At 70.1% G+C, this 21715-nt stretch carries 13 protein-coding genes and 3 pseudogenes; 15 read left to right on the forward strand and 1 reads right to left on the reverse strand.

Features of this window, described 5'->3' with window-relative positions; all coding sequences use genetic code 11:
- From FHX82_RS33860 to FHX82_RS33910, 11 genes and pseudogenes are all read left to right on the forward strand, one after another.
- Positions 1–267 (forward strand): annotated as a pseudogene (locus FHX82_RS33860) (hypothetical protein); the annotation flags it as partial.
- A gap of 124 nt (positions 268–391) precedes the next feature.
- Positions 392–1624, forward strand: coding sequence for a cytochrome P450 (locus FHX82_RS33865; protein ID WP_145935249.1), 1233 nt, complete (start codon positions 392–394; stop codon positions 1622–1624).
- 14 nt (positions 1625–1638) lie between these two features.
- A complete protein-coding gene (locus FHX82_RS33870) occupies positions 1639–3114 on the forward strand; it encodes a tryptophan 7-halogenase (RefSeq protein ID WP_145935297.1) in 1476 nt (491 codons plus the stop codon).
- Positions 3111–4385: pseudogene (locus FHX82_RS33875) on the forward strand (bifunctional glycosyltransferase family 2/GtrA family protein); the annotation flags it as partial. The gene FHX82_RS33870 and the pseudogene FHX82_RS33875, both read left to right, overlap by 4 nt.
- 282 nt (positions 4386–4667) lie before the next feature.
- Positions 4668–6368: pseudogene (locus FHX82_RS33880) on the forward strand (glycosyltransferase family 39 protein); the annotation flags it as partial.
- A gap of 34 nt (positions 6369–6402) precedes the next feature.
- Positions 6403–7578, forward strand: a complete 1176-nt coding sequence (locus tag FHX82_RS33885) for an arylsulfotransferase family protein (RefSeq protein WP_145935248.1) — start codon at positions 6403–6405, stop codon at positions 7576–7578.
- A 35-nt stretch (positions 7579–7613) separates the two neighbouring features.
- Entirely contained in the window at positions 7614–8651 is a 1038-nt protein-coding gene (locus tag FHX82_RS33890) for a methyltransferase (protein ID WP_145935247.1), read from the forward strand.
- Positions 8652–8752: 101 nt separating this feature from the next.
- The gene (locus FHX82_RS33895) at positions 8753–10498 is read left to right on the forward strand and encodes a hypothetical protein (protein WP_145935246.1); all 1746 of its coding nucleotides are present in this window, start codon (positions 8753–8755) and stop codon (positions 10496–10498) included.
- Entirely contained in the window at positions 10491–11531 is a 1041-nt protein-coding gene (locus tag FHX82_RS33900; protein ID WP_183177005.1) for a Dyp-type peroxidase, read from the forward strand. Before FHX82_RS33895 ends, FHX82_RS33900 begins: the two co-directional genes overlap by 8 nt.
- Positions 11532–11580: 49 nt before the next feature.
- Complete coding sequence (locus tag FHX82_RS33905; protein WP_145939365.1) at positions 11581–12654, forward strand: glycosyltransferase family protein; 1074 nt, start codon at positions 11581–11583, stop codon at positions 12652–12654.
- Positions 12655–12692: 38 nt separating this feature from the next.
- Positions 12693–14363 (forward strand): glycosyltransferase family 39 protein, encoded by a 1671-nt coding sequence (locus tag FHX82_RS33910; RefSeq protein ID WP_229880688.1) that lies wholly within the window; start codon positions 12693–12695, stop codon positions 14361–14363.
- Positions 14364–14420: 57 nt separating this feature from the next.
- On the opposite strand, the gene FHX82_RS33915 is transcribed toward FHX82_RS33910, so the two are convergent.
- Entirely contained in the window at positions 14421–15707 is a 1287-nt protein-coding gene (locus tag FHX82_RS33915; RefSeq protein ID WP_145935467.1) for an aminotransferase-like domain-containing protein, read from the reverse strand.
- Positions 15708–15847: 140 nt separating this feature from the next.
- On the opposite strand from FHX82_RS33915, the gene hppD reads away from it, so the two are divergent.
- From hppD to FHX82_RS33935, 4 genes are all read left to right on the forward strand, one after another.
- Positions 15848–16915: a 4-hydroxyphenylpyruvate dioxygenase gene (hppD, locus tag FHX82_RS33920; RefSeq protein WP_145935466.1), complete on the forward strand. Its 1068-nt coding sequence runs from the start codon at positions 15848–15850 to the stop codon at positions 16913–16915.
- A gap of 130 nt (positions 16916–17045) precedes the next feature.
- Positions 17046–18644 (forward strand): outer membrane protein assembly factor BamB family protein, encoded by a 1599-nt coding sequence (locus FHX82_RS33925; RefSeq protein WP_229880690.1) that lies wholly within the window; start codon positions 17046–17048, stop codon positions 18642–18644.
- A gap of 60 nt (positions 18645–18704) precedes the next feature.
- A complete protein-coding gene (locus FHX82_RS33930; protein ID WP_145935465.1) occupies positions 18705–20063 on the forward strand; it encodes a cation:proton antiporter in 1359 nt (452 codons plus the stop codon).
- Between the two features lie 65 nt (positions 20064–20128).
- Positions 20129–21709 (forward strand): outer membrane protein assembly factor BamB family protein, encoded by a 1581-nt coding sequence (locus tag FHX82_RS33935; RefSeq protein ID WP_145935464.1) that lies wholly within the window; start codon positions 20129–20131, stop codon positions 21707–21709.
- Positions 21710–21715: the final 6 nt, after the last annotated feature.

Below are 21715 nucleotides of genomic sequence, written 5' to 3' on the forward strand. Positions count from 1 at the left end.
CCCGGGCGAATGCGTGAACTGGCGGAGCGGAGCGACCGGCAGGGCGACGGCAAAAAGCGGCCCATCCACCTCGGTGACCGGACCGAGCACGACGAGCGGATGAGGACGGGCGGGAGTGACGCCGAAAAACCCTCGTTCCTGGGCGACGGGAAAGACGGCCAGTCCCTGGCATTCCTGGGCGAGGACATCGAGTCCGCCTATCAGGAGCTGGTGCACGGCGATTCCGGGTTCGCCCATTACGCGAAGCAGTACGAATACGCCGGTTGAGTGCGGGCCGCCCGAGCTGTCCACCGCGAAGTGCTGTACGTCCCGCCCGATCACAGGTGAAGATTGGGCTGCGCGAGTTTTTCGGAAACGCCATTCCTGGTCGGTGAAGGAGCTTCCACTCGGTATGGATCACGGTATCGGCGAGCTCGCCCCCCTCGTACAGCCGACGGCGAACTACATGATGAGGACGCACTGCGATCCGCATGCGGACATGTTCGCCCTCAGGGCGCTCGGCCCGCTGATCCGGATAGCCGGGAACGCCTCCACCCAGCTGGGCACGGGCTACGTCTGGCAGGCGCTGGGTTACGACGTGGTGCGGAAGATCCTCGGTGACCACGAGAACTTCACGACCCGGCCGCGACTGTCCGAAGCGGAATCACTCAGCGGCGAAGACGTACCACTGGCGCCGGAGTTCGTCGGGCAGATCTCGACCTACGATCCCCCCGAGCACACCCGCCTGCGGCGGATGCTCACACCGGAGTTCACGGCCCGCCGGATCCGCCGGCTGGAGCCCGCGATCCAGGGCCTCATCGAGGATCGCCTCGACGTGCTGGAGGCCGCGGGGCCGCCCGCGGACGTCCAGGTGCTGTTCGCCGACCCGGTCGGCGGCGGGGTGCTGTGCGAGCTGCTCGGCATCCCGCGCGACGACCGGCGCGAGTTCGTCCGGCGCGTCCGGCAGAACGTCAACCTCAGCCGCGGGTACAAGGCCAGGGCGGCCGACAGCGCCGCGTTCAACCGGTACCTGAGCGGCCTCATCGCCCGGCAGCGCAAGGACCCCGACGAGGGGTTCCTCGGCATGCTCCTGCGGGAACACGGGGACGAGGTCACGGACGAGGAACTGAAGGGCCTGTGCACGGCGCTGATCCTCGGTGGTGTCGAGACCGTCGCCGGGATGATCGGCTTCGGGGTGCTCGCGCTGCTGGACCACCCCGATCAGCGGCAGTTGCTCTTCGCCGGCCGCGAGCAGGCGGACCGCCTGGTCGGCGAACTGCTGCGGTACCTCTCGCCGGTGCAGCAGCCCAACCCGCGGCTGGCCGTCAAGGACGTGGTGGTCGACGGCCAGCTGATCAAGGCGGGGGAGTACGTGCTGTGCTCGATCCTGATGGCCAACCGGGATGCGGCACTGACGCCGGATCCCAACGTCCTCGACGCGCACCGCGAGCCGGTCTCGGACGTCGGTTTCGGGCACGGCATCCACTACTGCGTGGGCGCGGCGGTGGCGCGGACCATGCTGCGCCTGGCGTACCAGAGCCTGTGGCTCCGGTTCCCCGGGCTGCGGCTGGCTGTCCCCGTCGAGGAAGTCAAGCTCCGCAACGCGTTCATCGACTGCCCGGACCAGTTGCCGGTCACCTGGTAGAGGAATGTGAGGAGATTTCAGTGGAAGAGTTCGATGTCGTGGTGGCGGGTGGCGGACCGGGCGGTTCGACCGTGGCGGCTCTGGTGGCCCTGCAGGGCCATCGGGTTCTGGTCCTGGAGAAGGAGGTCTTTCCCCGGTACCAGATCGGTGAGTCGCTGCTGCCTTCCACGGTGCACGGCGTGTGCCGGCTGCTCGGTGTGGCGGACGAGCTGGCGAACGCGGGGTTCCCGGTGAAGCGGGGCGGGACGTTCCGCTGGGGCGCCCGTCCGGAGCCGTGGACGTTCTCCTTCGCCGTCTCCCCGCGGATCACCGGTTCGACGTCGTTCGCCTACCAGGTCGAGCGTTCGCGGTTCGACGAGATCCTGCTGAACAACGCCAAGCGCAAGGGCGCGGTGGTGCGGGAGGGGTGCACGGTCACCGGTGTGCTGGAAGCGGAGGGACGCGTCACCGGGGTGCACTACACCGATCCCGGCGGCGACCGGCACGAGGTGTCCGCGAAGTTCGTGATCGACGCTTCGGGCAACAAGAGCCGGCTGTACTCCACCGTCGGCGGCACGCGGAACTACTCGGAGTTCTTCCGCAGCCTGGCCCTGTTCGGCTACTTCTCGGGCGGCAAGCGGCTGCCGGCCCCGTACTCGGGCAACATCCTCAGTGTCGCGTTCGACAGCGGCTGGTTCTGGTACATCCCGCTGAGCGACACGCTGACCAGCGTCGGCGCGGTGGTGCGCCGGGAGGACGCCGAGAAGATCCAGGGTGACCAGGAGAAGGCGCTCAACGCCCTGATCGCCGAGTGCCCGATGATTTCGGACTACCTTTCCGGCGCGCAACGGATCACAGCGGGCAAGTACGGGGAGATCCGGGTGCGCAAGGACTATTCCTACCACCAGACGGTCTTCTGGCGGCCCGGGATGATCCTCGTCGGCGACGCCGCCTGCTTCGTGGATCCCGTGTTCTCCTCCGGGGTGCACCTGGCGACCTACAGCGGCCTGCTGGCGGCCCGGTCGATCAACAGCGTGCTCGCCGGGGACGTGGACGAGAAGACCGCGCTGACCGAGTTCGAGGCGCGGTACCGCCGCGAGTACGGGGTGTTCTACGAGTTCCTCACGTCGTTCTACCAGATGAACGTGAACGAGGAGTCGTACTTCTGGCAGGCCAAGAAGGTCACGAACAACCAGCACACCGAGATCGAGTCGTTCGTGGACCTGGTCGGCGGGGTCTCCTCCGGTGAGGCCGCGCTGACGCCGTCGGACCGGATCCTCGAGCGCAGCGCCGAGTTCGCCGAGGCGGTGGACCGGATGGCCGGCGCCGACGACGGCAGCATGGTGCCGCTGTACAAGTCGCACGTGATCAGGCAGGCGATGCAGGAGGGCGGCCAGGTGCAGATGACGGCGGCCCTCGGCGAAGACGCCGAGCCCGAGACGCCGTTGTTCCCCGGGGGGTTGGTGACCTCACCCGACGGGATGAAATGGCTGCCCCACCACCCGGCATGACGCCGCACGCCGATCAGACCCGGCCGGCCGTCCGCAACACCGAAACCAGCTCACCAGCCCGGACAGAACCGTTGTGGAACAACGGTTCGGCACAACCTCTTGTGACCACAGTGGACATAGTGGTGCCCGTCCACAACGAGGTCCGGGCGTTGCCCGGCTGCGTGCGGGTGCTCGACGAGTTCCTCGGGAAGGAGTTCCCGTTTCCCGCCACGATCACGATCGTGGACAACGCGAGCACGGACGGGACGTTCGACCTCGCGCGGCGGCTCGCCGGGGAGTACGGGCGGGTCAGCGCGGTGCGGCTGGAGCGGAAGGGGCGGGGCCACGCGCTGCGGGAGGCGTGGCGCGCGTCGGAGGCGGACATCCTGGTGTACATGGACGTCGACCTCTCGACGGGCCTGAACGCGTTGCTGCCGCTGGTGACCCCGCTCGTGAACGGTCATTCGGATCTCGCCGTCGGGTCGCGGCTGGCGCCGGGAGCGCGGACGGTCCGCGGCCCGAAGCGGGAGCTCATCTCCCGCGCCTACAACGCGGTGATCCGCTGGACGCACGGCGCGCGGTTCTCGGACGCGCAGTGCGGGTTCAAGGCGGCGCGGGCCGAAGTGGTGCGGCCGTTGCTGGACCGGGTCGAGGACGACGCGTGGTTCTTCGACACCGAGCTGCTGTTGCTGGCCGAGCACAACGGGTTGCGCATCCACGAGGTGCCGGTGGACTGGGTGGAGGACGTCGACACCCGGGTCGACGTGGTGGCGACCGTCCGCGACGACCTCCGCGGGCTGCTGCGCGTGGCGCGGGCGAAGGCCGCGGGCACCGCACTGGTACCCGGGCTGCCCCGGCGGCCGGAGCCGCGTGCCGAGCACCCGGACGCGGTGGCCGCCACGGCGAAGCCGGGGCTGCCCTGGCAGCTTCTCTCGTTCGCGGTGGTCGGTGTGCTGTCGACGATCGCCAACCTGGTGGTGTACGCGGTGCTGCGCCAGTGGATGCCGATCCTCGTGGCGAACTTGGTGGCGCTGGTGTTGTGCACCCTGTTCAACACCGAGGCGAACCGGCGCTTCACCTTCTTCGGCCGCCGCGGCAACGCCGAACGGGACCACCTGAAGGGGCTGGTCGTGTTCGGGTTGTACTACGCGTTCACGTCGGTGGCGTTGCTGGGGCTGCACGCGTTCGCCGCCGCCCCGCCGCCGGCGCTGGAGGTGGTGGTACTGGCCGCCGCGTCGCTCATCGGCACGGTGGGGCGGTTCCTGCTGCTGCGTGGCTGGGTTTTCGCCGACCATTCCCGACAAGGAGGAACGTTGTCCACGAAGGCGTCCGGCACCGCCGGTGTCCCGGTGACCCACGAAACCGCGTCGCCTTCGCGCGTCCCGCGGCGGTGGCAGCCGTGGGCGCTGGGCGTGCTCTGCGCGGCCGCCGCGGTGCTGTATGCGTGGAACATCGCCGACGGCCACCTCGGCAACAGCTTCTACTCCGCCGCGGTGAAGTCGATGTCGTCGAGCTTCACGAACTCCCTGTTCGGCGCGTTCGACGCGTACCCGGTGTCCACAGTGGACAAGCCACCGATGAGCCTGTGGCCGCAGGTGGTGTCGGTGCTGGTCTTCGGCTTCCACGGCTGGGCGCTGCTGCTCCCGCAGGTGGTCGAAGGGGTGGCCGCGGTGCTGCTGCTGCACCGGACGGTGCGCCGGTGGGCGGGGGAGAACGTGGCGTTGCTCGCCGCGCTGATCCTCACGCTGACGCCCGTCACGGTGGCCATCGACCGCGACAACAACCCGGACACTCTGCTGGTGCTGCTGCTCGTGGCCGCCGCGTACGCGCTGACCCGGTCGTTGCAGTCCGGGCAGAGCGGGTCACGCACGCGGTGGTTGCTGTGGTGCGCGTTCTTCCTCGGCTGCGGATTCCTCACCAAGATGCTGGCGGCGTGGATGGTCGTCCCCGGTTTCGCCGTCGCCTCCCTGCTGGGCAGCGCGGCACCGGCCAGGCGGCGGATCCTGGACGTGCTGGCCGCGGCGGGCGTGCTCGTCGTGTCGTCGTTCTGGTGGGTCGCGCTTGTGGACCTGTGGCCGGGGCGGAAGCCGTACGTCGGCGGCAGCACCGACGGCACGGCGAAGGAGCTCGTCCTCGGCCACGACGGGTTCGGCCGGGTACTCGGCGAAGGGGGCAAGACCGGGATCGGCCGGATGTTCGGTGCCGATGCCGGCGGGCAGATCAGCTGGCTGCTGCCACTCGCCCTGCTGGTCCTGGTCGTGTCCGGCGTCCTGGGTGTCCGGGCGATGGTGCGCGGGCGGCCCGTGGACCGGTTCTCCGGGGCCGTCTGGGTGCTGTGGGGCAGCTGGCTCGTGGTCACCGCTCTGGTGTTCAGCTACGCGCACGGCATGTGGCACTCGTACTACACGACGGCGCTGGCGCCGCCGATCGCCGCGATCGTCGCGGCCGGGCTGGCGCGGTTCTGGCGGCTCTACCGGGCGGGGGAGGGTTCCGGGTGGTCGCTGCTCCCGCTCGGGCTCGCGGTGACGGGGGCGTGGGCGTTCGTGCTGACTTCCCGTGACACCGGCTACTTCGGCTGGACGCGGTGGGTCGTTCTCGCGGTCACGGTGGTCGCGGTGGCCGGGCTCGTCGTGACCCGTCTCGCGGCTACGGACCGGGCACCGGGACGACCGGTGCTCGCGCGCGGCCTGGCCGTCGCGGGACTGGTCGCGGTGCTGCTGACGCCCGGGGTGTGGTCCGTGGCGACGGCGACCGACGGTGCGGATCCCGGCACCATTCCCGCCGCGGGGCCCGGCATGTCCGGCGTGTCCGGCGGCGGCCGCGTCGCCGCGGGCAGGCAGGCACAGCCCGCGGGCGGGGAACGCGGCGGAACGGCGATGGGGGGTGACACGGCGGAGCTCACCGCCGGCCAGCGGAAGATCCTCGGCTACGCAAGGGAACACAGCGCCGGCGCGGCGATCACCCTCGCCGTCGACGGCGACGCCATGGCGGCCGCCCCGTACATCATCGGCGCGACGGGTGGCGAAGTCGTCATCGGGATGGGCGGATTCGTGGGAACCGACAACTCCCCGTCCGTCGACCAGCTGCGGACGTGGGTCGCCGACGGCACGCTGAGGTTCGTCGTCAGCTCCGCGCCGTCCGGCGAGGGCACGCAGGCCGGTGGCGTCGCGCGGGACCGCACGTCGTGGATCGAGGAGCACTGCTCCGAAGTGGACCCCAGCCGGTACGGCGGCACCGCCGCCTCCGGGACGACCCTGCGCGAATGCCGCGCCTGACCGCCCATCCAGCCCGCACGTAGGGGAGTAGGACATGGATTCTCGTCTCAGCCGCCGGTCGATGCTGCGCGCCGCGGGTGCCGCGGGGCTGGCCGCCGCGGGCGGGCTCGTCACGCGGGGGAGTGCGCTGGCCGACGAGGTCGCCGCGCCGCGGATGACGGTGCTGCGCAAGGAACCCGGCACCATGGCCGGGGAGATCTTCTTCACCTGGTACGGCCTTTCCGGTCAGCCGTTCGCCCCCAACGGCCTCGAGATCGCCGACGCCGCCGGGACGCCGCTCTGGGCGAACTCGTCGACCGCACTCGCGTTCTTCCACTTCCAGCAGGTGCGCTACCGCGGGCGCACCGTGCTCGCCTGGTTCCAGGGCTCGGCGGGCTCCGGTGGTGGCGGGTTCGCCGCGCTGGGACCCTCCTGGGTGCTGACCGAGCGCGACCACACCCCCATCACGGCGGTCGGGCCGTCCGGCGTCTTCGTGCCGGACCTGCACGAACAGCGGATGGCCGGGCCGGACACCGCGCTGATCGCCTCCTTCGAGACGATCACCGCCGACCTGTCCGGGATCGGCGGACCGGTGGACGGCCAGCTCGTCAAGAGCTACGCGAACGTGGTCGACATCGCCTCCGGCACCGTGTTGTGGCGCTGGAACTCGCTCGACCACGTCCCGCTCACCGAAAGCTACGCCCCGGCCCCCACCTCACCCGACCGGCCCCACGACTACTTCCACATCAACTCGATCAGCCGCACGCCGGACGGTCACCTGCTCGTCTCCGGGCGGAACACCAGCGCCCTGTACAAGGTGCACCGGAGCACCGGCGAGGTGATCTGGCGCCTCGGCGGCAAGTCCAGCTCGTTCTCCGTCCCCGAGGACGCGGTGTTCGGCTTCCAGCACCACGCGGACTTCGAGAACCCGCACACCATCAGGCTGTTCGACAACGGCAGCAGCGAGTACGCCACCCTGCACCCCACGCGGGTGGTGTGGCTCCGCGTCGACGAGAAGCGCAGGACCGTCTCGCTCGCGGACAGCATGAGCATCCCGGGCATCGCCCAGTCGACCGCGCTGGGCAGCGCGCAGCGGCTGCCGAACGGCAACGTGTTCGTCGACTGGGGCCGGAACAAGCGCCTGTCGGAGTTCTCCCCGCAGGGCCGCCTGCTGTTCGACGCCATGCTGCCGAGCCCGTGCTACCGCGCCTTCAAGTACGCCCAGTGCTGAGTCGCGTTGGCGGTAAATGGAAAGGAAATCCGCAGATGAGCGAACCGCTCGACTCCACCGAGGTGTACCGCCGTTTCCAGCTGATCGCCAACGGACCCGCCCTGTTCAACGCGGTGGTCTCCGGCATCGAGCTGAACATCTTCGACTTCCTGGCCGAGCGCGGCGGCGCCGACGCGAGGGAGATCGGCGCCTTCACTGGCATGGAGCCGCACAAGCTCCGGGTGCTGATGCTCGGCCTGACCACCACCGGCCTGGTCGAGAAGCGGGGCATCGACTACGTGAACCACCCGGTCGCGGCCGAGCTGCTCGGCAAGAACGGCCCGGAGAGCTGGCGGCACATCCTGCTCAGCTGGAAGACCCTCTACTACCCGGCGTTCGCCAGGATGACCGCCGCGTTGTCCGCCGGTACCAACGACGCCCTCGACGCCATCGCCGGCTCGGAACCCACGCTGTACGAGCGGCTCGGCCACGACGCGGAGCTGGCCCGGATCTTCTACTCGGCGATGTCGGCGTTCTCGCTGCAGACGATGCCGGGGTTGCTGGAGCACCTGGACGTGCGGTCCACCCGGCACCTGCTCGACGTCGGCGGCGGCGACGGCACCACGTCGGCGTGCCTGGTGCAGGCCAACCCCGGCCTCACCGTGACGCTGCTCGACCTGCCGAGCATCGTGGCACTGGCGCAGCAGCGGATGCCCGACGTCGGCGACAGGGTCGCACTGCTCCCGGCCGACATCCTGCACGACCCGTTCCCGGCCGGCGCCGACCACGCCCTGTTCAGCCACGTCCTGGACACCTTCTCGGCCGAGCAGTCCGTCATGTTGCTGGCCAAGGCGTACGACGTGCTGCCGTCCGGCGGGAGGATCTCGATCTACGGGTTCGCGGCCGCGGACGACGAGACCGGCGGCCCGCTCGCCGCCCGGCTTTCGTTGTACCTCAACATCCTGGCCACCGGGCGCGGGATGGCCTGGCCGGCCGCCGAGGCCGTGGCGTGGCTCAAGTCGGTCGGCTGCGTCGACATCCGGTCGGCCGAGGTGCCGTACGAGCACGCGCTGGTGTCCGGCACCAAACCCTGAAACCGGCATCGTCCACTCCTTGCGCATTCCGGACATCTGTGCCCGGTCGTAGCCTTTCCCGGTGAACAGCCGCATAGTGCGGTCCTGGGGAGGAGTTCGACATGTTCGCGCGTTTCGCTGTTGTCGCCGCCGCGCTGCTCGTGTCCGCGACGTCCGCGGTCGCTCCCGTCGCCGAGGAGCGGGCCGGCTGCGACTGGACGCAATGGGGCCAGAACGCCGCGCACACCGGGCAGCTGTGCACCGGGGGAGAGCGTGACCTGCGGTTGGTCACACACCTGGTGGTCGATCCCTTCGCGGCGCAGGAGGCCGCCGAGTCCACTTCCGGGAGCTACCTCCCGGTGCACCTTCCCGCGCCGCTCACGGATGGGGACGGGAACGTGTTCGTGGTGCGGAAGGGCGGATCGTACGTCGGCTGCGACCCGCCCGGCTCGGGCCGGCCCGCGCCCTGCGGGAACGACATCGGCAACCTGGAGCGGGAGACGTGGTCGCTGCAGGCACTGCACTGGCAGCGCGGGCAGCTGGTTCCCCAGTGGACGTTCACTTCGGACTGGAAGCCCAGCCGGATCTTCGGAAAGGAGAGCCTGTTCCAGTCCGCGATGAGCGAGGACTTCGTCTACGTGCCCGGCGCGGGCGGGACCGTCTTCCAGCTCGCCAAGAGCAGCGGCCGGGTGGTGGCGCGGATCAATCCGTTCGGTGCCACCGTCGACCCGGTGGCGTTCGCCTCCGGCGGGCTCACGCTCGACGCGCACGGCACCCTGTTCTACGACGTGGTGAAGAGCGAGCCGACGTCGGACGGGCTGGAGGACGGGCACGGCTGGCTCGTGCGGGTCTCCCGGGACCGGAAGATCACCACGGCCGACTACCGCACCCTCGTGCCCGGTGCGCCCCGGCCCACGGACCTGTGTTACCAGGAGTTCACGGGGCAACGGCCGTTCCCGCCGCCACCGCAACCCGACGGCTCGCCGACACTGCCCGGGCAGCTGCCGTGCCTGTCGCAGCGTGCCGCGCTCAGTTCCGCCCCGGCGGTCGGCCCGGACGGCACCATCTTCACCATCAGCCGGGCGCACGACGCCCGCGGCGGGCGGAACTACGGCTACGTGGTCGCACTGAACCCCGACCTCACCCTGAAATGGGCCACGTCGCTGCGGGGCATCCTCGACGACGGCTGCGGCGTGCTCGTCCCCTACGGCGACGACCCGAACGACTGCCGCCCGGGCGCGGCACCGCTCGGTGTCGACCCGTACACCAACCTGCCGCCGGCCGCCGGTGTGGACGACAGCAGCTCGGCGTCACCGGTCGCGCTGCCCGACGGCAGCGTCGTCTACGGGACGCGCAACGTCTACAACGGACTCCGCGGGCACCTCATGAAGTTCGACCGCACTGGCCATTACCTGGCCAACTTCGACTACGGCTGGGACATCACGCCGGGCGTGGCCCCCCACGACGGCACGTACTCGCTGTACATCAAGAACAACGACTACTTCTCCGACGGGCCGTACGACGTCACCCGGCTCGACGCCGGCCTGGTCAAGGAGTGGTCGTACACCAACACCGAGACCAGGACCTGCGAACGGCTTCCGGACGGCACCGTGAGCTGCGTCGACGAGGGGAACCACCCGAACGGCTTCGAATGGTGCATCAGCGCACCGGCCGTCGACCGGGACGGCACCGTCTACGGCCTGTCCCAGGACGGCAACCTCTACGTCGTCGACAGCCAGGGCCACCAGCGCGAGAAGGTGTTCCTGTCCAAGACCATCGCATCGGCCTACACGCCCGTGTCGCTCGACTCCCGCGGCCGGGTGTACGCGCAGAACAACGGCGAGCTCTACGTCCTCGGGAGTGGATGACGTGGCCGCCGTCGACAGGCGTGCTTTCCTGCTGGCCGCCGCGGGCGTCGCGGGACTCGCCGGTTGCACGGCGAGTCCCGCGACGCCCGCCGTGCCCAGGCCCCGGGTGGTGGACCACCAGCCCGGCGTGGTGACCCCGCCGGCGGCCGAGACCGGGTTCGTGGCGTTCGACGCGGTGGCACGGGACAGGGCAGGGCTCGCCGAAGCCCTCCGCGCGCTGAGTGCACCGGTGGCCGGGTCGTCCGTGACGATCGCCGCGGGGGCCTCGCTCTTCGACGGCAGGTTCGGCGTCGAGCGCCCGCGACGGCTGACCCCGATGCCGTCCTTCCCGGGCGACGTGCTGGATCCCCGGTGGTGCCACGGTGACCTGCTCGTCCAGGTCGGTGCGGACACCCGGGAGCGACTGGAGGCGGTGCTGGCCAGGCGGTTCCCGAACCTCACCCCGCGGTGGCGGCTGGCCGGTACGCACGGGCAACGCAACCTGCTCGGTTTCGCGGAAGGCGCGGGAAACCCGGACGCGACGAACACCGCGCTGATGGACCGGTGCGTGTGGGTTCAGCCGGGCGACGACGAACCGGCTTGGTGCACCGGTGGCACGTACCAGGTCGTGCGGCTGATCCGGGTGGCCGTGGCGGCCTGGAACGCGGAGCCGGCCGGAGTCCAGGAGCGGGTCATCGGGCGGCACAAGGACACCGGAGCGCCGCTCGGCGAGTCCATTGAGGACGATGGGTTCCTCTTTGCGGCCGACCCCGGCGGCGAGGTCGTCCCACTCGACGCCCACATCCGCCGCGCCTATCCGCACACCGGAGGGGAACGCCGGATCCTGCGCCATGGTCACTCCTACCGCCGGACCGGCACGGACACGGGCCAGATCTTCGTCTGTTTCCAGCGTGACGTGGAGCTCGGCTTCGCCACGGTCCAGCGCAGGCTCGCCGGTGAGGCGCTTCAGAAGTACCTGCTGCCGTTCGGCGGTGGCTACTACTTCGTGCTGCCCGGCGGAGGCGGCTTCGCCGGCGAGGTCATGCTGGCGTGACGTGTTTGGACTGCACCGTTCGCGGCCCCTTGCTTGCTAGGCTGGATTCATGTCGAGACAATGGCAGCTCCTGGCCCTCGAGTTCGACCAGATCCGGGATCTTCGGACCGACGAGGAAATCGCGGAAAGTCTCGCCCAGGAGAATCCGCTGTGGCTGCGGATCTCGAACTTCTTCCAGCGGCATCTGTCGGTGTTGCGGCACCTGCCGCCGGGGCAGCTCGTGTTGTGGAAACTGGAGCACTGGGGCAACAGCACGACGTACGACCGGGTGCCGACGTCTCCCGGTACGCAGCCGATGTCCTACACCAAGGAACTGCTGGACCTCGGGCACCGGATACATCCGTACACGTTCACGGAACGGAATCGCCTGCTGCTGCACGAGGACATTCCGCTGCTCTGCGACCTCGACGTCGGTCTCGTTCCCATAGCCCAGAAAACGCCGGCCGAAGACGCGTCCGGCGCCACGCTGCGGGCTCGCCTGAACCTCGGTCCCTCGGACACGCTGCTGGGCGCGGGGGGCATGCTGCACCCGGCCAAGGGCATCGACGAGATCGCCGTGTGGTTCCTCCGCACCGTGCGCGATCCGGGCACGCATCTCTTCTGCTGTGTCATCCCCAGCGAACCCGGCCTGACCGAGGACGTCGTCCGGCGGCGCTGGGAGCGGGCGGCCGGGGTGGAGACGTCCGACCGGATCCACATCCACGTCGGCCGGTACCGCCAGTGGGAGTGGATGTGTTCCTTCTACCAGGCGATCGACGTCATGCTGGTGAACTCGGTCAGCGATTCCTGGGGACGCATGCTTTCCGAAGCCGTCGGGCTCGGCGTGCCCACTCTCACCCGGCGAGCCGAATGCGCCACGAACGACATCTTCCCCGATCTCGTTTTCGTGGACGACTTCGAGAGCCTTTCGCGCGAGGATTTCCGCGTCCTCGTCGACGAGGCACGCGATCGCGCGCCGCGTCTCGCGCGCTACGCCGACACGCACTACGCGGCGCCCTTGGTGGAGGAGAAGTTCCTCGAAATGCTCCGGGCGTGGACGCCGCCGGAGCGGTTGCCCGAGTTCGACCGGCTGGCGCGGCAGCCGGAGCAGCGCCGACTCGTCAGGTCGATGCTCGACCGCTGAAACCGTCTTCCCCGCCGTAGCACGCCCGGAGGTGCCGAGTGTCCGAAGTGCTCGCTGATCTTCCGTCGCCGTCCCGGGACCCCCTCCCCGAACGCGGGTCCCCCCGCTGGGCGGTGTGGCGTTCCCCGGCGGACCAGCCGCGGTGGGCCCGGCCGGTGCTGCTGGGCATCGCGGCGGTCGCGCTGGTGCTCTACGCCTGGAACCTGCCCCGGCTCAGCTTCCCCGCGATGCTGTACTCGAACGTCGCCAACAGCATGGCCGAGAGCTGGAAAGCGTTCTTCTACGGCACCGTGGATCCGCAGGCGACATACGCACTCGACAAGCTGGCCGGGGCGTTCGTGCCGCAGGCCATCTCGGTCCGGATCTTCGGCCTGCACCCGTGGTCGCTGGCGCTGCCGCAGGTGATCTGGGGCGTGCTCTCGGTGCTGGTGCTGTACCGGGTCGTGCGGCGGTGGGCGGGCGTGGTGCCCGGTCTGCTGGCCGCCGGCATCTTCGCCCTCACCCCCGTCGCCGCGTCGATGTTCGGCCACACCATGGCCGACGGCGCGCTGGTGCTGTGCCTGGTGCTGGCCGCCGACGCGTACCAGCGGGCCGTCCTGGAGGGACGGCTGCGGTCGCTGGTGTGGGCCGGGGTGTGGGTCGGGGTGGGGTTCCAGACCAAGATGCTGCAGGCGTGGATGATCCTGCCCGCGCTGGCGGCCGGCTACCTGCTGACCGCGCCGATCGGGCTGCGCCGCCGGCTGAAGCACCTGGCGGTCGCGGGGGTGGTGATGCTGGCGGTGTCGTTGTCGTGGGTCGCGCTCTACACCTTCACCCCCGCCGGTGAGCGGCCCCACATCAGTGGCAGCACGAACGACAGCGCCGCCGCGATGGTGTTCGGGTACAACGGGCTCTCGCGGGTGGGCATCGACCTGCCCGGCGCCGAGAAGTTCACCGGCCCGAGGGCCGACCCGACCATGCCGACCCTGCTCGACATCCACCCCGCCATGGACGGAAATCCGTGGCAGGACCCGACGAAGGTGGAGACCAGGGAGAACCCGAGGGGCTGGAACAAGCTGTTCGACGGCTACTTCGGCGTCGGGGTCGGCTGGCTGTACCCGCTCGCGTTGCTGGCCCTCGTCTGGGGGCTGTGGCGGTGGCGCCGGGCCGACCGTGCCGATCCGGTGCGCGGCGGGGTGCTCATGTGGGGGGTGTGGCTGCTGACCTTCGTCTTCGTGTTCAGCGTGGCCACTGTCCCGCACACGGCGTACGTGGCGTCGCTCGCGCCGGCGGTCGCCGCCCTGTCCGGCTTCGGCATCGTGCTGTCGTGGCGGGCGTTCCGGCGCGGCGGCAGGCAGGCGTGGCTGTTGCCGGCCGCGATCGCGGCCGAGCTGGCCTGGACGGCCTGGCTGTGGTCCGACTTCCCGCACTTCCTGCCGTGGCTGCTGTGGGGCGCGCTCGCGCTCGGTGCGGCCGCCCTCGTCGTGCTGGTGCTGGTGCGAGCGGGCCGGAACGCCCCCGCCGCACTGGTCACGGCCGCGCTCACCGCCGGTGTCGCGGCCATGCTGGTCGCGCCCGCCACGTACGCCGTCTCCGTGCTCGACCCGGACTACTCCGGCAATTCCGTCGACGCCAACGCCGGGCCGGCGTCCGGCAAGGGGCAAACCGTTCCGGTGTCAGGGAAAACGCCGGTGAGACCGGCGCCGGGCAAACCAGGCGCGGGCGGCTGATCCGCAGTTGCCCGCCGCACCACCGCCCGGCCTGCCGCCGGGCGGTGGTGCCGCGTGTCAGGGGAGGCGCGCCGTGATGAGCGCGGCGAGCCGGGCGACGCCCTCCTCGATCAGCTCCGGCGTGAGCAGGCTGATCGACAGCCGGAGCTGGTGGAACCCGTCCTTGCCGCCGTAGAAGTGGTGCATCGGGGTGAACAGCACGCCGTGGTCGCGGGCGGAGTGCTCCAGCAGCGCGTCGTCGACGGCGAACGGCACGGTGACCGTGATGAAGAACCCGCCCGTCGGGGTGTTCCAGGAGACTCCGGGGCACCCGCCGAGCCGCCGCCCGAGTGCGGCGAGCGTGAGGTGGAGGTTGCGCTGGTAGATCGCGGTCTCCCGGGCGTTGGCCCTGGTCAGGCTGAAGTCGTTGAGGAGGAGCTTGCCGGCGATCACCGCCTGCGCGATGGGGGAGGTGTTCACCGTGAGCATGCCCTTGAGCTTCGACAGCTGGTCGGCGAGCAGCCCGCCCCCGGCCACGGGCTGGTCCGCCACGACGTAGCCGACCCGGGCACCGGGCATGCCGGTCTTGGCGAAGGAGCCGAAGTAGAGCACGCTCGCCGACTGGTCGAGCGCCTTCAGCGTGGGCAGGCGTTCCGTCCCGAAGAGCCCGTACGCGTTGTCCTCCAGCAGCAGGATGCCGTTCTCCGCGGCGACTTCGAGGAGCCGGTGGCGGGCGGGCAGGTCCATGCTCGTGCCGGTGGGGTTGGCGAAGTTCGGGGTCACGTAACAGGCCCGCACCCGCTTGCCCTGCTCGTCGGCGCGTTTCAGTTGCAGGACCAGGTCTTCGGGGTCGATGCCGTGCTCGGTCGACCGGACCGGCCAGACGGGGGTGTCGGTGAGCAGCGCCGCCCCGGTCAGGCCGACGTAGGTGGGGGCGGGGGCGAGCAGCACGTCCCGCTCGTCGGCCCGCAGCGTGCGCAGCGCCAGGAACATGGCCTCCTGGCAGCCCACGGTGACCACCACGGACTCGGGCGCGACGTCGATGTGCTCGTCCTCGGCGAGGTTGCGGGCGACGAGATCCGTGATGACACCCTTCGTGGTGCCGTACTGGAAGAGCGTGCGGGTGACCGCGGCCTCGTCCATTCCCCGGTCCCGGCGCAGGTGCTCGCAGTAGGCGTCGAGGTATTCGTGGATGAGCCGGATGTCGAAGAATTCTTCGTACGGCCGGCCGGCCGCCATGGAAATGGCGAGCGGATAGGTTTCGACCAACTCGTTCAGCAAATTCATCGACGCGATGGCCGGATCGGTGAGTGACCCGTGGAGCGTTTCCGCGCTCAGGGAGCTGGACAGGACGTCAGGATCCATGAATACTGAGATTTCCTTGTCCTGCCAGGGGTGTCAAGCAGGATCGGTGGACGCGGTGTCCAGTGGACGGTGTTGCCGCGCATTCATCTCGTCGCCATTCTGGGGCCAAGCCCAGAACCCATTTCCCATGGAGGAGTGCCTTGACTCCAGCAACGACTTCCCAGAATTTCGAGCTCGACCACGTGCGGATGTACGTGGAGAATCTCGAGGTGGCTGCGTTCGGCTGGGTGGACAGGTACGATTTCGCCGTCGCGGGCACCAGCCGGTCGGCGGACCACCGCAGCGTCACCCTGCGGCAGGGGCCGATGACGCTGGTGCTGACCGAGCCGACGTCGGACCACCACGCGGGGGCCGTCTACCTGCAGACGCACGGCGAGGGAGTGGCCGACATCGCGTTCGGCACCCCGGACGTGGCCGGCGCCTTCGAGGCCGCGGTGCGGGCCGGGGCGCAGCCCGTGCGCGAGCCGGAGCGGCACGCGGCGGAGCCGGGTGAGCCGGTCGTCACGGCCACCGTCGGCGGTTTCGGCGACGTCGTGCACACGCTGGTCCAGCGCGACGCGCCCGCCCCCGCGCCCGTGAGCCGGGGCAGGCGGGAGGCGGGACTGCTCGGGATGGACCACTTCGCGGTCTGCCTGGACGCGGGCGACCTCGAACCCACGGTGGCCTTCTACGAGCGGGCGTTCGGGTTCCGGCAGATCTTCGAGGAGCACATCGTGGTCGGCGCCCAGGCCATGAACTCCACGGTGGTGCAGAGCGCACCGGGAACGGTGACCTTCACCCTGATCGAGCCCGACCGCAGCGCCGACCCCGGCCAGATCGACGACTTCGTCAAGGAGCACCACGGTCCCGGCGTCCAGCACATCGCCTTCACCAGTGAGGACGCGGTGCGCGCGGTCAAGGTGCTGTCGGAGCGCGGGGTGGAGTTCCTCAACACCCCCGAGACCTACTACGACCTGCTCGGCGAGCGCCTCGAACTGGCGACGCACACGCTGGACGACCTGCGGGCGACGAACGTCCTCGCCGACGCGGACCACGGCGGTCAGCTGTTCCAGATCTTCACCGCGTCCACCCACCCGCGCCGGACCCTCTTCTTCGAAGTCATCGAGCGGCAGGGGGCGGAGACCTTCGGCAGCTCCAACATCAAGGCCCTGTACGAGGCCGTGGAGCTGGAACGGACCGGGCAGAGCGAGCTCGGCGTCCAGCGATGATCGACAGCGGCGGCCTCCGTGGTGTCCAACCACGGAGGCCGTCAGTTGGACGGTGCCGCACCCGGGCGGCACGCGGCGACCGATAGGAGATCGACATGTCAGGCAGATCGGGTTCTGGAAGGGGTTGCCGGTGTTGTCGCGCCTGAGAAAAGTGCTCGCGGCCGGGGCCGTCGTCGTCCTGGCGGCCACGCTGGCGAGCAGTGCTTCGGCCGCGGAACCGGCCGCGCAATGGTTCACCGGCAACGGTGACTGGGCCACGTGGCAGAAGGATCTCGCCGGTTCGCGGTTCGCCTCGGCCGAGCACCGCATCAACCCCGGCAACGTCGGGAACCTGAAGCTGAAGTGGGCGTTCGTCTATCCGCAGGTCGGCGCGATGGCGCGCAGCGAGCCCGCGGTCGTCGGCGACACGGTCTACTTCGGTGGCACGGACGGGAAGTTCTACGCCCGCGACGCCCGGACCGGCGCCGCGAAGTGGGAGTTCGACCTGACGACCGTCAACCCCGACACGCGCCCGGTCGTGTGGGACGCGCCGGCGGTGTCCGACGGCAAGGTCTTCTTCGGCGACGCGGCTGGCTACTTCTACGCGCTCGACGTCCGCACCGGTGCGCTGCGGTGGTCGGCCCGCATCGACACGACCCCGTACGCCGGCGTCACCAGCTCGCCGATAGTCTACAATGGACGTGTCTACGTCGGTGTGTCCAGTACCGAGAACATCGTCGACCGGGACTACCCGTGCTGCACGTTCCGCGGCCACCTCGACTCGCTCGACGTGAACACCGGTGAGCTGAAATGGCGGTACTACACGGTGCCGCAGCCGCAGTTGACCGGGACTTGGCCGAGTGGCGCGGCGAAGTACGAGCCGTCGGGTGCCGGGGTGTGGAGTTCGCCGGTGATCGATCCGCGGACCGGCACCCTCTACGTCGGCACCGGCCAGAACTACACCGGCAGCGGCGGCGACTTCGACACCCTGCTGGCCCTGGACGCGCGCAGCGGCGCGGTGCGGTGGAAGAACCAGGTGACCCACGCCGACACGTGGCGGACCGAATGCACCCAGCCGAATCCCGACGGCTACTGCCCGGGCCTCGCCGACGGCACCGCGCTGGACTACGACATCGGCGCGACCCCGAACATCTTCCGCGTCGGTGACCGCACGCTGGTCGGTGTCGGCCAGAAGTCGGGCGTCTACCACGTGTTCGACGCGCGCACCGGCGAGGTCGTGTGGCGCCGCCAGCTCGGCGTGCCGGAGGGGCCCGGCGGTGGCGGCGACATGGGCATCCTGTGGGGTTCCAGCTACGACGGCCAACGGCTGTACATCTCCACGTACCAGGCCAAGCCGGGGACGCTGTTCGCGGTGAACCCGGTCAACGGCGACGTGTTGTGGCAGACCCCGAACCCGGCGGACGGCTGCACCACCGGTGGCGCGGCACAGTATCCCGGCGTCTGCTCCCTGTCAGAGGGAGCGGCCGCGACCAGCAGTCCCGGCCTCGTCTGGGAGGGTTCGAGCGACGGCAAGCTGCGGGCGTACGACTCCGCGACGGGTCGCGTGCTGTGGACGTACGACACGATCCAGACCTTCACCGGCGTCAACGGGGTCGAGGGCATGGGCAGCACGATCTCCGGAACCGGCGGTGGCGCGGTCGTCTCCCACGGGATGGTCTACGTGCAGTCGGGTTACCTCCCCGGATACGGGATGGGACAGCGGCGCGTGCTGCTGGCGTTCGGCCTGTGACACGCCGGGGATGCCCGCCCGCGAGGGTGGACGTCCCCGGACGTCCCGTGAAGGAGGACGATGTTTCTCTCGGCCGGTGCGCCGATCGCCCCGATCGCCGCGCACAGTCTCCTGATCTTCCTGCTCCAGGTCGGCCTGCTGCTCCTGCTCGCCGTCGCCCTCGGCCGGCTGGCGGGCAGGCTCGGGATGCCCGTGGTCGTCGGCGAGCTGTTCGTCGGGGCGGTGCTCGGACCGTCCTTTTTGGCCTGGGCCGCGCCGGGGCTGCACGACTGGCTGTTCCCGGCCGTCGTCGAGCAGTACCACCTGCTCGACGCCGTCGGGCAGATCGGCGTCGTGCTGCTGGTCGGGTTCACCGGGATGCACCTGGACATGAAGCTGGTCCGCCGCCGCGGCGTCACGGCCGCCGGGGTGAGCCTCGGCGGCCTGGTCGTCCCGCTGGGCCTCGGGATCGGCGCGGGTTACGTCCTGCCGAGGGTGCTGGTGCCGGACGGCACGGACAGCACGGTCTTCGCGTTGTTCCTCGGGGTCGCGATGTGCGTCAGTGCCATCCCGGTCATCGCGAAGACCCTGATCGACATGAAACTGCTGCACCGCAACGTCGGGCAGCTCACGCTCACCGCGGGCATGATCGACGACGCGGTCGGCTGGTTCATGCTGTCGGTCGTCAGCGCGATGGCGGTCCACGCGGCGACCACCGGCACCGTGCTCGTGTCGCTGGCCTACCTGTTCGCGATCATCGCCTTCGCACTGACCCTGGGCCGCCCGCTGGTCCGGGGTGCGCTGCGGGTCGCCGGGAAGTCCGGCGACTCCGGCCTCACCATCGCCACCGCGACGGTGCTGATCCTGCTCGCCGGAGCGGGCACGCAGGCGCTGGGCCTGGAGGCGGTCTTCGGCGCGTTCGTCTGCGGCATCCTGATCGGCACGGCCGCCAAGGTGGACCTCGCGAAGCTCGCCCCGCTGCGCACCGTGGTGCTGTCGGGGTTCGCGCCGATCTTCTTCGCCACGGCCGGGCTGCGCATGGACCTCACCGCGCTGGTCCGCCCGCAGGTGCTGCTCACCGGGCTGGCGGTGCTGGTCCTCGCCATCGCCGGCAAGTTCGCCGGCGCGTACGCCGGTGCGCGGCTGAGCGGCCTGAACAAGTGGGAGGGGATGGCGCTCGGCGCGGGGCTGAACTCGCGCGGCGTCATCGAGGTCGTCGTGGCCATGGTGGGTCTGCGGCTGGGCATCCTCAGCGTGGCGGTCTACACCATCGTCATCCTCGTCGCGATCGTCACCTCGCTGATGGCGCCGCCGATCCTGCGGTTCGCCATGTCCAAAGTGGAGCAGACCGCCGAGGAACAGGTGCGGGAGAACGAGCACCGGGCGTGGAGCGCGCCACCGGCGACGAGTCAGGACGAGCAGCGATCCGCGCAACCGTAGTCGCATCGACATACGCGGTGACCGGTGGGAAGCTCGACGTGCTACTTCTGGAGGGGTTGGTCGTGGTGTCACGCTTGAGAAAACTGCTCGCGACCGGGTTCGCCCTCGTGCTGGCCGTTACGCTGGCCAGTGGTGCTTCGGCGGCCGAGCGGTTCACCGGTGACGGTGACTGGGCCACGTGGCAGAAGGATCTCGCCGGTTCGCGGTTCGCCTCGGCCGAGCACCGCATCAACCCCGGCAACGTCGGGAACCTGAAGCTGAAGTGGGCCTTCGTCTACCCGGAGGTCCGCGCGCAGAACCGCAGCGAGCCGGCTGTCGCCGGCGACGCGATCTACTTCGGTGGCCCGGACGGCAAGTTCTACGCCCGCGATGCCCGGACGGGCGCCGCGAAGTGGGAGTTCGACCTGACGTCCGTCGACCCCGCGGGCACCGCGATCGTGCGGGACGGGCCGGCGGTGTCCGGCGGCAGAGTCTTCTTCGGTGACGCGCGGGGCTACCTGTACGCGCTCGACGCCCGTACCGGCACGCTGACGTGGGCGACCCGTATCGACCCGGACCCGTCCGCCGTCGTCTCCAGCGCGCCGATCGTCTACAAAGGACGCATCTACGTCGGCGTTTCCAGCAACGAAAACCGGGGCGGCGAGAACTACCCGTGCTGCAGGTTCCGTGGTCATCTCGACTCGCTCGACGTGAACACCGGTGAGCTGAAATGGCGGTACTACACGGTGCCGCAGCCGCAGCAGACCGGCACTTGGCCGAGTGGCGCGGCGAAGTACGAGCCGTCGGGCGCGGGTGTGTGGAGCTCACCGGTGATCGACGCGCGGACCGGCACGCTGTACGTCGGCACTGGCCAGAACTATTCCGGCAGCGGTGGCGATTTCGACACCCTGTTGGCTCTGGACGCGGGCACCGGCGGGGTGCGGTGGAAGAACCAGGTCACCAAGTCCGACACGTGGCGGGTCTTGTGCATGGACCCGGACGCGGAGGGCTACTGCCCGGGGCTCGCCGACGGCACCGCGCTGGACTACGACATCGGTGCCACGCCGAACGTCTTCCGGGTCGGTGACCGCACGCTGGTCGGCGTCGGCCAGAAGTCGGGCGTCTACCACATGTTCGACGCGCGCACCGGCCAGGTCGTGTGGCGCCGCCAGCTCGGGGTGCCGGACCCGCCCGGGGGCATCGGCCAGGGCGGTCTCCAGTGGGGTTCCAGCTACGACGGCGAACGGCTCTACGTCTCGTCGTACCGCGCCGACCCGGGGACGCTGTTCGCGGTGAACCCGGTCAACGGCGACGTGGTGTGGCAGACGCCGAACCCGGCGGACGGCTGCACCACCGGTGGCGCGGCGCAGTACCCCGGCAGCTGCAGCCTGGAACACGGGCCCGCCGCGACCAGCAGTCCCGGTCTCGTCTGGGAGGGTTCGAGCGACGGCAAGCTGCGGGCGTACGACTCCGCGACGGGTCGCGTGCTGTGGACGTACGACACGATCCAGACCTTCACCGGCGTCAACGGGGTCGAGGGCATGGGCAGCGCGATCTCGGGCGCCGGTGGTGGCGCGGTGGTCGCGCACGGAATGGTCTACGTGCAGTCGGGCTACCTGGGATATCCGACGGACACGGGAAGCGTGCTGCTGGCATTCGGCAGGTGAGTTTTT

It is taken from the genome of Amycolatopsis bartoniae, from assembly GCF_014191255.1.
In the GTDB taxonomy this organism is placed as follows: Bacteria; Actinomycetota; Actinomycetes; order Mycobacteriales; family Pseudonocardiaceae; genus Amycolatopsis_E; species Amycolatopsis_E bartoniae.